The sequence below is a fragment of the Paenibacillus glucanolyticus genome, assembly GCF_037333485.1.
Classification (GTDB): domain Bacteria; phylum Bacillota; class Bacilli; order Paenibacillales; family Paenibacillaceae; genus Paenibacillus_AQ; species Paenibacillus_AQ glucanolyticus.
Genome location: NZ_CP147845.1, coordinates 5,996,883 through 6,009,042, shown reverse-complemented (window position 1 = coordinate 6,009,042; position 12,160 = coordinate 5,996,883). Strand labels below are relative to the sequence as shown.

Sequence of the window (12,160 nt, the reverse complement as noted above, 5' to 3'; positions counted from 1 at the left end):
ATTGGTGTTGGTGAGAAGCTGTTTATTCACCCAGGAAAAAAAGTGCAATCCAAGGAAATGGAACATAAGAGATGCCTTGCAGAATCAGCACTCGCCGTGCACTGTATCGACCGGAGCCGGATTCAAGGTCCTGCGGAAAAAAAGTAGAATTGCAGGTAATTTTGCAACCGTTTACATTAAGGTTACGTTCCGAGAACGGTATGTTGGACGACACGACAAGGCTGAAAGTGAGGGAGTAACGATGAAAGCACAAGAAACCGTTCGGTCGGCAAAAGGAAACAGGAGGCCGCCCATTCCATTGAAATCCAAAACAAAATGGGGACGAATATGGTCGGATGTTGCGCGTGACAAGTATTTGTATGTGCTGGCTTTGCCGGGCCTTATCTTTTTTATCATTTTCAAATATATTCCGATTACGAATCTCGTCATAGCCTTCCAAGAGTATTCTCCCTACTTTGGGGTGTTCGGAAGCCCTTGGGTAGGGTTTGAGCATTTCACCCGGTTTTTCTCCAATCATGACTTCTGGATGCTGCTGCGAAATACGTTAGCGATCAGCTTCCTGAGCCTGATTTTCTTTTTTCCGGCACCGATCATTCTATCCTTGATGCTGAACGAAGTACGAAGCTCCATCTATAAGAGGACCATTCAATCTCTGGTGTATATCCCCCACTTTTTGTCGTGGGTATTGATCTATGGCCTGACCTACCTGATGTTCTCGCAATCGGAGGGCCTGTTCAATAAGTGGTTAATCTCCATGGACTGGCAGACGGTTGATATTCTCTCCAACCCGAACTACTTCTGGGGCATGCTGACGGCGCAGTCCATCTGGAAGGAGATTGGATGGGGAACGATCATCTTCCTCGCCGCCATTGCCGGAGTGGATCCGCAATTATATGAAGCGTCGGTCATGGACGGTGCGGGACGGATGAGACGGATGTGGCACATTACCCTGCCCGCGATGCGTAACGTGATCCTGATTCTGTTGATTCTGCGCCTGGGCACGATCCTCGATACGGGATTCGAACAGATCTATCTGATGATGAATGCACCTGTCACCAATGTAGCCGAAGTGTTCGATACTTATGTGTACCGGGTCGGGATTCGTCAGGGTGAGTTCAGTTACAGTACAGCTATCGGATTATTCAAATCGATTGTCGGTGTCATTATGGTGGTTACGGCCAACCGATTGGCAAGGCGATACGGTCAAGAAAGCTTGTACTAACAACAGATCGGCGAAGACAAGGAGGAGAAAAGCATGCATGAGAAAGGATGGAAAACAAGGCTGTTTGGTCTTGTAAATAACAGTCTACTGCTGATCATCGGTTTGGCAACGATATTTCCCATTTACTATACCGTTATTTTGTCGTTTACCGATCCCGTGGAGTATTATCAACGAAGCCTGATTCTGTGGCCGCGCGTTTGGACGCTGGATGCTTATAAGCATCTGCTGTCCAACGGCTTGTTTGTCACTTCGATCTCCGTTAGCGTGTTTCTGGCTACGGTGGGCACGCTGCTCAGCCTGCTCGTGACCGGGGGCCTGGCTTACGCGGTGTCCCGTAAACGCCTTCGGTTTCGCAAGGCCATGATGGTTATGGTGTTAATCACCTTTCTCTTTACGCCAGGGCTGGTTCCGCTGTACCTGGTCGTCCGTAACGTGGGACTCATTGACAGCATTTGGTCGCTTATCCTGCCCAGCTTGACCAGTGCGTGGTACGTGCTGCTCATGAAGGGATTCTTCGACAGCATCCCGGAAAGTCTGGAGGAAGCCGCGATGATCGACGGCTCCAATGATATCGGGGTATTTTGGCGGATTATCCTGCCGTTGTCGCTGCCTGCGCTGGTAGCCTTCGGGTTGTTCTTTGCGGTCGGTTATTGGAACACCTACTTCAACGCACTGATGTTTATTAATGACCAGAAAATGTGGCCGCTGCAGGTGCTGCTGCAGAATATGCTTGTAGATCCAACCACAATGGGTTCGGGCAGTGGCGGAGGATTCGCCTTCCAAGTGAACCGCCCCGTTCCAACGGAAACGTTGAAGATGGCAGCGGTTGTTATTGCAACCGTTCCAATCATGTTAGTGTATCCATTCCTGCAGAAACACTTCGCCAAAGGGGCGATGGTGGGCTCCGTCAAGGAATGAGTCGATATACGGTCTGTTTTTGCCACCATGATCAATCAGGTCGAATAATTCTAAATAAGGGAGAAGGTCTAATGATGAACAACATGGAACCAAAGTCAGGTAAGCCGTTTTTAAAAATGACAGGGCTGCTGCTCTTGGCAAGTTCGCTCTTGCTTAGTGCTTGCGGCAGCGGGGCTGGTAGCGCCTCGAGCGATAACGGGGGAGGAACAGACAGCAGTGAACCTACCAGCATTACGATCCAGACCTTGAACTATGCCACCGAATTTATTGACAACACCAATCCGCTTTGGAAGGAGCTGGAGAAACACACCAATACCAAACTGAACATTACGTGGCTGTCCCCATCCACGGCTGAAGAGAAGATCAATGTCATGCTCGCATCCGGTGATCTTCCAGAGGTTACTTTTGTGGAAACGATGCAGAACCCTCAGCTTCAGAAGATGCTGAAGCAGGGGGTGTTCTGGGATTTGACGCCTTTTCTCAAAGACTACCCGAATTTAAATCGCGAAGAGTTGAAGGACATGTGGGAGATCACCAAGGTGGACGGCAAGAACATTGTCATTCCGCGATACTATCCAAGCTATGGCGGCGGTGTGTTCCCGATGATCCGTAAGGACTGGCTGGATGCCCTTCAGCTGGAAACGCCCAAGACACTGGATGAGTTTCATAATGTGTTAAAAGCTTTCAAAGAGCAGGACCCGAATGGTAACGGACAGGCTGATGAAATTCCATATGCGGCGAATCCCGGCGCACTTGCTTACATTTATAATCTCTTTAATGAAACACAAGGGGCATGGAAGCTGGAGGCCGATAATACGCTGTCTCCTATCCTTACGTCGGACGAGTCCAAGGAGGCCATGTTGTGGATCAAAAAGGCCTATGAAGAAGGATTGTTCCCCAAAGATTTTGCGATCATGAAGTTCTCGCAGGTGATGGATACGATGCGAAGTGCCAAGGCAGGGGTAGGCGGCATGTCCATGAACCATGCGTGGGTAACTGGCGAAGCGGTGAAAAATGTGGATCCCAAGGCTGATTTGATGCCGCTTGCCTACTTGGAGAATCCAAACGGAGTGAAGTATACGCCTTCAGGATCTCCGTACTATGGAGTGTACCTGATTCCGAAGAAAGTGCCGGAGGCAAAAGTGAAAAAAATTCTGGAGCTCTTCGACTATGGCTACAGCCCGGAAGGAAATGAGATGCTGACCTACGGGATTGAAGGCGTCCATTACACGGTCGAGAACGGGAAGAAGGTTGCAACGCCGCAGGCCGTCAAGGATAAGACAGGTGACGGCAACCTGAACAATTTCATTCACCTTGTAAGTGACGACATGGCCATCAACGCGGTAGGGATGCCGGATGAAGTATACACACGGAACGTAGACATCGTCACGGAGCGCAAGACGGTGCAGGTTCCGAATCCTTCGGGAGAGTTGTATTCGGAAGCCTATAACAAATACTATCCAGAAATCTCCAAGAAAGTGGAGGATATGCGTGTCATGGTCATCACCGGGAAAGAACCGGTTGAGTCGTACGATAAATTGATTGAGACGATAAAAAATGATCCGAAAATGGCGGAAATTACGGAAGAGATGACGAAGGTATATCAAGAGAAGTTTGCAAAATAATGGAGTGATCCCAAACCCCGCTATGCGTGTGAATTCACGCATTGCGGGGTTTTTCGCGGATGTTTTTCTAGAGGCATGAATATCGAAAACAGCCCCTCATGTTAAGTCTTTGATGTCTAATATCATACATCCTATAATTTTACATTAAAGTATAAAATATTACATGAGGGGAGGACATAAAGTCATGGAAACGAAGGAAGGCATAAAGTTTGATATCGAGCGAGAGCGGCACAAGCTTCACAAGATAAAGCAGCGGTATCGTGATTTTAATCATCCCAAAGTCCTCAGACAATCGATTGTGCTCGACGAACTGATTAATCAATATAATCGAGTCCTTAGAGAGAACAAGCCGATTGCTTGAACAATCGACTTGGCGTAGGTTTTCTTATAGGCCGTATAAGCGTACGGCATTCTCGTATAACCGCTCCCGCGCCGCAAGCACGGATACCCCTTGAAGCTCTGCCCAGGCAGCGGCAACGGCGGAGGTCATCCGAGGGTGGGTCATCTGCCCGGCAAAGGGACCTTCGAACGGCCAAGGTCCATCGGTCTCGGTCATAACAAGATGATCGGGGTACAGGCGAGCAATTTTACGAATTTCATCTTCATACAGGATATCAGGCGTAAAGGAGATATAATATCCGTTACCCGCCATCCGCAGCAAGGTGTCACGAGAGCCCTTAAACCAATGGAAATGGGCACGGGTGACGCCATATTTTTCGAGCAAGCGACATGCGGTTTCCGCATCTTCATATACAGCATGCAGAATCACAGGTTTATGATGCTTTTTCGCAAAAAGAATAAATTGTTCCAGTAGATATTCATATGGACGGTTATCCCACGAACGGCCCTCGGATTCAGCTTCTAATTTTGCATAATAGGGGAGACCCACCTCACCGACGGCAATCATGTCATCGGCATGTTCTTCCATCCAGTCCAGCATCGCCTTCGTTTCAGCAGAGGAGGGGACAGGCTGCTCCGGATGATATCCGAATGCAGCCCGTACCATTGTTCCGTACAGCCGGGACAGCTCCAGATTCCGTTTGCAGGAAGCCAGATCCATAGAGACAGAGATGATGCTCTGAACCTCGCTATGCCGGATATCCGCCACAATCGCTTCCTGATCGGATAACGAATAACGGTCCAGATGAATGTGGGTGTCTAACAGTGGAGCTCCGGCCCCTGTTTGCGTTAGTGATTTCATCGTTACATACCCTTTCTACCAAGCTTTCTCGAAGCTCTGTGGCATTGATGGAAGCTGGATGATGAATGATTATTCTGTTTACGGTTAACGTTGTTACTGTCCGCGTTCTTGCTGCTCCTCCCGCATCATGGCGGATATTTCGGTTTTCAGCGTGATGAAGGATGGATCCAGCAGAATTTCCTCACGGCGTGGACGGGGGAACGGGACCTCGATTCGTTTTAAAATGGCCCCAGGCCGCGCCGACAGAATATAGATGCTGTCGGAGAGCAGAAGTGCTTCCTCAATATGATGGGTAATCATCAGCACCGAACGGCGCGTCTCCTCCCATATATCGAGCAGCCAGCGCTGCATATCACTGCGTGTCAGTGCATCGAGTGCGCTGAAGGGCTCATCCAGACACATCACTTCCTGCGGGCTCATCAATGCGCGCAGGAAGGCGGCCCGCTGCTGCATCCCTCCTGAGAGGGTATGCGGATACGCCTTCTCGAAGCCGGCAAGTCCGGCCCGTTCCATCCAGCGCCGGGCATTTGCCCTGGCGACGGCCTTCTGGGTTCCTCTGAGCTCCTCGGGAAGCAGCACGTTGTCCTCCACCGTTCGCCAAGGGAACAGGGCAGGCTGCTGAGGCATGTAGGCAATGAGCCCTTTTTTTCCCGTTACGTCACGACCATCCATGAAGACTGAGCCGGAATCAGGAGCCGTTAAGCCACCGATGATGTGGAAAAGTGTGCTTTTTCCGCTGCCTGACGGCCCGATAATCGAGACGAATTCACCGGGCTGTACCTGAAGCGCAAGGTCATCCAGCACATGAACCTCGCTGCGTCGGTCGCGGAAGGTTTTCCGAAGGTTTCGTACCTCCAGCGCAGGCGTCCGAGAGGCTTCCACGGAGGGGGGATTAAGCCCACCCTGGACCGGCGGAGCAACTTGTTGTGTCATATCGCGAAATACCTCCTTCATTAAGGATGATCGTGTATTGGCCCATGACTGCTGGGCATTAGCTTTTCCGGTTCCAACGGATCAGCCGTTTCTCCAGCAGGGTGATAAGCAGAACCATCAGCAGGCTGAGCAGGACGATGACCAGAATCGCAACGAATACCCGATCCGTGCGGTAGCCGGATTTTTGCAGCATCATGTAGTAACCGATTCCCCGGTCGGAGCCGATCCATTCTCCGATGACCGCACCCATGACGGAATAGGTGGCCGCGATCCGAATCCCGGAGAAGATGGAGGGAAGGGCATGAGGCAGCTCCAGCTTGGTAAAGATTTGCCATGATGTAGCCCCCGCCATCTGCATGTAATTCATCATGGTGCGATCGGTTCGGGCGAGCCCGTCCAGAGCCGCAACGGCCACCGGGAAGAAGCAGACCAGGGTAATCACAATAACCTTGGGCAGCATGCCGAAGCCGAACCAGATCATGAGGAGCGGCGCAAGGGCGATAGTCGGTACATTCTGGCTAAGAATCAGAAGCGGATAAAGAGCTGTTTTGAGAAAAGGCACCATATGCAGAGCCAGTGAAATCACAAGTCCGATTGTTGTTCCGATGATAAACCCGATCAAGGTTAGCTGCAGGGTGGCTAATGTATGCTGGAAAAGACCGGCAGCACCGGTAACTGCCTCGGATCCGATCGCCGTTGGCGCAGGCAGAATAAATTTTTCGATATCGAAGATCGATACCGCCGCCTGCCATACCAGCAAAAAGAAGAGGACCGCCACAACAGGCGGCCAGACGGAGCTCCACCAGCTTCTCATGGACGATATTTCTCAGTCAGCTTATCCATGCTGATGCCGCTCGGATGATGTGCGATTTTGACCTGGGATATGATGCTGGGACTTCCCGCATTCACCAGCGCCTCATGCATGCGCTCGACGATCTTTAGCAGCTCGGAGAGTTCTCCTTCCATGGTTGTCTCCAGTGCATGGACCTCGTACTTCACACCCGAATCCTCAATAACCTTGATCGCTTCATCCACATAAGGGATGCTGTCCCGTCCACCCGGCGTCCGGGGTATCACTTGAATGCTCAAGAGGGTGTTCGCCATATATAATCCATCCTTTCGTGCAGCGATATGATTATGAAAGAGAGACAGCCTGCTGTCAGGCCGACTCTCTTCTTGATAGAAAAAGACCTTATGGTTGTTCCGGTAAAAAATCATTGGTGAACGCGCGGTCTGCATCAAGCTCTTTCTCCAGCAGTTTGCGCTCAAACATCCAGTCGGCATACCCCGACCATACTTCGGCTTTCTGTTCACCCCAACGAGGCGCATCATCCTGATAGCGGGGACTCAGCCATTTCTGGCTGGCCAGAACCAGCTCGGCATCCAGATCAGGCACGGCCTTCGAGAGCAGCGCTGCTGCATCCTCAGGATGCTCAATAGCATGGTTGTATCCTTTGGAAGTAGCCCGCATGAAGGCTCTGACAAGCTCAGGGTCCTCTTGGATCAGCTTCTCGTTGGTCACGATGACCGGCGTGTAATAATCGAGCTGGTCAGAGTAGTCCTTCACATAGATCATATCAAGCGGCTCATTGCGGAGCTCGGCTTCGATGCCCGTCCAGGCGTAGAATATCCAGGCGAAATCAATGTCGCGTTTGACGGCAGTAAAATAATCGGCATCGCCCATGTTGACCATATTGACTTTGCTGACATCGGCACCGTCGATCTCCATGATGGATTTCATGACAGCTTCCTCAACGGGGGAGCCCCAGCCGCCATAGGATTTACCTTCGAAATCTCCAGCCTTCACGATCCCTTTGTCCTTGGGAGCGGCAAAGCCGGATGTATTATGCTGAATGATCGCCGCAATGGAGACGAGCGGCAAGCCTTGCGTTCTGGCGAGGGTTACCCCTTCCTGATAGCTGATGCCGAACGGCACGTTACCGGATGCGACCAGCGTATCCGTTCCACCGGCTCCCGGCTGGACGATCTGGACGTTGAGCCCTTCCTCCTCATAATATCCGAGCTCCTTCGCTGCATACAGACCCGTGTGATTGGTATTGGCGGACCAATCGAGCATCAGCTGCACGTCACGGAGTTTCCCAGGACTCTTGGCGTCTTCTCCTTCAGCGCCTGTGTTCTTGTTCTGTCCGCCTGTACCGCATCCGGCCGCAACCATCAGCAGGACACAAGCGAGAAGCAGGGGGACCCATCTTCCCTTCTTCATCGTGTCTTCTCTCCTTATGAGTTCTATTTCTATTACCTCGTAACTCCACAAAAAAAACGCCCCGATAATCTCAGGACGCATGACGGCGTAAGTGTATAGTACGGCAAATATGGCTGCCGCAAACATTGGCTTCCTACGCTGGCATTACCCAGATCAGGTGTAAGGGTCAGTATCAAAGCGGATACACTCTCAGCCGGCTAAATTCCAGCTCCCCCGATATTTATGAAGTTTCGATCAGTACATCCGTTATTATAGTCCTAACACCAAGACCTGTCTAGTTTTCGAAAAAGGTCATGAACAGGACAGGCCTTATGTAGGGAACCGCGTTTAGGCAGCCCAAGAGTTCAGCATATGAACATTTTAAGAGATGAAATGTTGGATACCGTGCTGCGTGCGGGTTAACGCTGGAAGAACTCGATCCATTCCCCTTCGGGACCATGCACGAAGAAATAACGATAGCCGTTCGGGAGAGTGACGATTTCCTCGTCCAGATGAGGAACTTCAAGTCCTTGGACGCGTGCATACTCTTCTTCAATATCATCCGTACTGACTGCAAAATGGTGCACCGTTCCTTCCGAAGGCAGCGAGTCGCTGTAACCCTGGATAAGTTCGACTTCCGTTTCGTCACTTCCATTAAATCCGAGGAACGCGAGTTGAATGACCCCATTGGTATGAGTCAGGCGATTCTTTAGTTCAAGGCCGACTACCGACGTGTAAAACGCTATCGTGGCTTCCAGGTTTCGGACTACAATACCAACATGATCCAATCGTTTCTGTGACACTGCCATACACCCTTTCCGGTTCGTATAAGATATGAAGAATAATATCATATGATTCCTATACGTCAAGTAGGTGATTGATATAGAAACTTTTCAGGTTTTCACGTGTTTAATTGAGTGTAGTCCTTGCATTTGAAGTACACCCGTCCAGTAGAAAAACTTCATTATATAGATCTTCTAGCAATGTGCCGGATAGATGATTTTTCTTTGATTTCCTCGTCTTTACTTTTGGATGGGTAAAAAGTATCATGAGGAATAGAGAGCTTAATTCAAAAGACCTAAATCATCCATCGTGTACAAGCTTACCTTTTTGCCAAGGGGGAGTGCTTATGAGTCCAACTCCAGCAGATCATCTGTGGATTCGACTCGCCATTATATATGCATTTATTCAGATAATGACTGTTCTGTGGATGCCTGATGCTTTATCGCTTCAGCGTGTGCTAGTCATTATTGCTCCTATGGCCGCCTCCGTGTATTTAATCCGGGTCAGCCGGCGTTATAAGGCACATCTTCGCAGGTTTTGGTTTATGGTAAGTATCGGACTGATGGCCGATGCAGCGGCCCGGATCGTCTCCTCCTTTTTTTTCGGGTTCGGGAAAGAGAGCGCTTTCCAGATATCCAGCTATTTCTGGGGACTGGAAGTGATCCTGTTCGCCAGCTGCCTCATTTATTTGTTCCGGCATGTTCAAGGCCCGCTTAGGGGGCTGCGGTTTATGCTGGATATCGTCATCGTTGGCGTAACGTTCATGACGGTGGGCTGGGAGTATTTAATCAAGCCCGAACTTCAGGACAGTACGTATTCGGGGGGGACGGGAAGCGTATGGGTGGATATGCTGTTTCCGCTGTGCGGAATGGTACTTATTTTATTTACCGTGGTGTTGTATTTTAATACCAGGCAATTAGGGAAATGGGCGGTCATTTCATTAAGTCTTGGCGGAAGCGCTTATATTATGGGTGATGCACTGCACTTTTATCTCGTCCATTTCGTGAATCTCGAAGTTCGTGCATATCTTGATCCTTTACATACGTTATCTGTGTTTTTCATTGCTTCTGCAGGTGCACAGCCCGCTCCCGATACCGGAAATCAAACGGTGAAAGAGAGGGAACCGCGTCCTGTAGGAACCTTGATTGTCAGATATTTGCTTCCATATGGCGTGCTGGGCGGAATGTTTGCCCTCATGGCGCAGCGGTTCGGTGGCTGGAACGGTCTGTTTACCGGTCTATCCCTGTGCGTCATTCTGATTCTGTTCCGCCAGATCCTGATCCAGTATGAGAATGACCGCTTGTTACATCGACTGCATGAAAGTCTGAGGCAGAGCGAATCGCTTGCTCACCGGGATGATCTGACGGGATTGTATAATCGTCGTTACTTCAACGCAAGACTGTCCAGCTCCTTGTTAGAGGCCGATCGGACAGGATCGCGGGTAGGGCTTCTCTACATGGACATGAATCGTTTCAAAAAGGTGAATGATCGTTATGGCCACCGTGCCGGAGATCTGTTGATCCGCAAGGTTGCATGCCGCCTTCAGTCGCTGGAATCCAAAGGGATTCTGGTGTCCCGTCTAGGGGGAGATGAATTCACCGTGATGATCCAGTCGGCCGGGGAGGATCAGGAGCTGATCTGGATGGCGGAGGAGATTTGGATGCTGCTCAGCGAGCCTTATGAACTGGAGGGATATGAAGTTAGAACGTCGCCGAGTATCGGTATTGCCGTGTATCCCGATCATGCCCGGAACGATCAGGAGCTCATTGGCCGTGCGGATGCAGCGATGTATGCCGCGAAGGAGCGGAATGCCCGCTGGCACTTCGATGTGGACCGGACGATGCAGCTGCAGCTTTTGGATCAGAAGATTGAATAAGGGATGGATAACCAGAAATATCGACAATGCGTTGTTAAAAGCAATATAAGTCGATTTTTGTAGATTAAAACCCTATCATTGCACGAATCTTGCGCATTTCTCATAAAACAGGTCATAACTTCGATATAAAATCCATAAAATGCAAAGAAATCATATTCAAAATGCCGATAAGAAGCATAGTGAGAGCTAGCTTGCCAAGGAGGACGAACATGATTTGCGACAATTGCAGCACCTTTGAACCGATTGAGGACCAGGGGACCGTTCATATGAAGCCTGCAAGCGGTGAGCTTATTGGCTTGCTTGCACTGAACGGCTACACGGTACAAAAGAACAATGAGGGTTGTGCTGTGAACTATAAGGAACTTGCGGAACTAATCTCCATGATAAAGTGTCTGCAACCCCTTCCGCTGAAGATTCGTCAAGAGCTGTCCTTCTGTGTTACCGGTGGAGAAGCTCCACAGATCCGGCATACGTGGACCCCTATGCAGAAGTTCGAGCTGCAGATGGAGCATTACGATATGGTCAATGTCATTTTACATAAGCAGTTTACGAGCTATATGCAGCCCATTGTAGATCACTTTGAGCAGATCGTTGCATATGAGTTTTTGCTTCGTCCGATAGAGGGGGGAGTCGCGTTCCAACCGTATGAGCTGTTTGAGACCGCCCGAAAAACCGGACTGCATTCTTTTCTGGACCGAGCGGCACGAACCTGTGCAATTGAAACCAGCGCAGAGTGGCTTCCTTTAGGTGTGAAACGTTTCGTAAACTTCCTGCCATCGTCGATATATGATCCTCAGATGTGTCTCAGTCATACTTTTAATACCATCGACAGGCTCCATTTGGATCCGAGGGATTTCGTGTTTGAGGTTGTGGAGACCGAGAAGATCGATGATGTGAAGCACCTCCAATCGATATTCGAGGTTTATCGCAGTCACGGGATCTCGGTAGCCATGGACGACGTAGGGGCGGGCTATTCCACGTTGGAGCAGATGATCAGGCTTAAGCCGGATTATGTGAAGATCGACCGGAGTCTTATCGACCATTGCGATCGAAATGCCGCCCAGCAGAAGCAGCTTGAAATGATCACGAACATGGCTCATGATTTCGGGGCTATGGTGCTGGCTGAAGGCATTGAGAGACGGGAGGAGTTTCATTTTTGCCGAGATATCGGGATCGAGCTCTCGCAGGGGTATCTGTTCGGTAAACCATCCGAGCGCCCTCCGCGTGATCCGCATTCTCAACTGATCTATTCATAGCCTACATAATCGGTAAATACCTGCCAAAGTGAGAATGAAGCTCGCAGCTGATTGGTGAAGCCTTGGCTGGACCCTGCAAATACAGATACCTGCCAAGGATGAGAATGGGCCCCTTCATAATGAGAAGGGATGCTTGAGGGGCC

At 50.1% G+C, this 12,160-nt stretch carries 12 protein-coding genes and 1 riboswitch; of the genes, 6 read left to right on the top strand and 6 right to left on the bottom strand.

The features are described 5' to 3' along the window. The first annotated feature begins 241 nt into the window (after positions 1-241). The 4 genes from WDY75_RS27805 (at position 242) to WDY75_RS27790 (ending at position 4,126) form a co-directional block, all read left to right on the top strand. On the top strand, positions 242-1,222 hold the full coding sequence (locus WDY75_RS27805) for an ABC transporter permease (protein WP_036643842.1): 981 nt from the start codon (positions 242-244) through the stop codon (positions 1,220-1,222). Between the two features lie 33 nt (positions 1,223-1,255). Continuing rightward, a complete protein-coding gene (locus WDY75_RS27800; RefSeq protein WP_006207950.1) occupies positions 1,256-2,140 on the top strand; it encodes a carbohydrate ABC transporter permease in 885 nt (294 codons plus the stop codon). A gap of 71 nt (positions 2,141-2,211) precedes the next feature. Beyond that, a complete protein-coding gene (locus WDY75_RS27795; RefSeq protein ID WP_006207951.1) occupies positions 2,212-3,765 on the top strand; it encodes an extracellular solute-binding protein in 1,554 nt (517 codons plus the stop codon). 184 nt (positions 3,766-3,949) lie between these two features. Continuing rightward, complete coding sequence (locus WDY75_RS27790) at positions 3,950-4,126, top strand: aspartyl-phosphate phosphatase Spo0E family protein (protein ID WP_006207952.1); 177 nt, start codon at positions 3,950-3,952, stop codon at positions 4,124-4,126. Positions 4,127-4,150: 24 nt separating this feature from the next. Here the strand turns inward: WDY75_RS27790 and WDY75_RS27785 are convergent, their stop codons facing one another. From WDY75_RS27785 to WDY75_RS27760, 6 genes are all read right to left on the bottom strand, one after another. Then, positions 4,151-4,966 (bottom strand): TatD family hydrolase, encoded by an 816-nt coding sequence (locus WDY75_RS27785; RefSeq protein WP_063478475.1) that lies wholly within the window; start codon positions 4,964-4,966, stop codon positions 4,151-4,153. A 93-nt stretch (positions 4,967-5,059) separates the two neighbouring features. Continuing rightward, positions 5,060-5,899, bottom strand: a complete 840-nt coding sequence (locus WDY75_RS27780) for an ABC transporter ATP-binding protein (protein WP_006207954.1) — start codon at positions 5,897-5,899, stop codon at positions 5,060-5,062. Between the two features lie 58 nt (positions 5,900-5,957). Beyond that, the gene (locus WDY75_RS27775; RefSeq protein ID WP_063478476.1) at positions 5,958-6,713 is read right to left on the bottom strand and encodes an ABC transporter permease; all 756 of its coding nucleotides are present in this window, start codon (positions 6,711-6,713) and stop codon (positions 5,958-5,960) included. After that, the gene (locus WDY75_RS27770; protein ID WP_006207956.1) at positions 6,710-7,003 is read right to left on the bottom strand and encodes an MTH1187 family thiamine-binding protein; all 294 of its coding nucleotides are present in this window, start codon (positions 7,001-7,003) and stop codon (positions 6,710-6,712) included. The genes WDY75_RS27775 and WDY75_RS27770 overlap by 4 nt, the downstream gene beginning before the upstream one ends. Before the next feature lie 88 nt (positions 7,004-7,091). Next, positions 7,092-8,123, bottom strand: a complete 1,032-nt coding sequence (locus WDY75_RS27765; protein ID WP_063478477.1) for an ABC transporter substrate-binding protein — start codon at positions 8,121-8,123, stop codon at positions 7,092-7,094. 113 nt (positions 8,124-8,236) lie between these two features. After that, a riboswitch (TPP riboswitch) is annotated at positions 8,237-8,348 on the bottom strand. A 173-nt stretch (positions 8,349-8,521) separates the two neighbouring features. Then, positions 8,522-8,911: a VOC family protein gene (locus WDY75_RS27760; protein WP_036644123.1), complete on the bottom strand. Its 390-nt coding sequence runs from the start codon at positions 8,909-8,911 to the stop codon at positions 8,522-8,524. 320 nt (positions 8,912-9,231) lie between these two features. On the opposite strand from WDY75_RS27760, the gene WDY75_RS27755 reads away from it, so the two are divergent. Beyond that, on the top strand, positions 9,232-10,761 hold the full coding sequence (locus WDY75_RS27755) for a GGDEF domain-containing protein (protein ID WP_063478478.1): 1,530 nt from the start codon (positions 9,232-9,234) through the stop codon (positions 10,759-10,761). A gap of 209 nt (positions 10,762-10,970) precedes the next feature. Then, positions 10,971-12,017: an EAL domain-containing protein gene (locus tag WDY75_RS27750; RefSeq protein WP_063478479.1), complete on the top strand. Its 1,047-nt coding sequence runs from the start codon at positions 10,971-10,973 to the stop codon at positions 12,015-12,017. Positions 12,018-12,160: the final 143 nt, after the last annotated feature.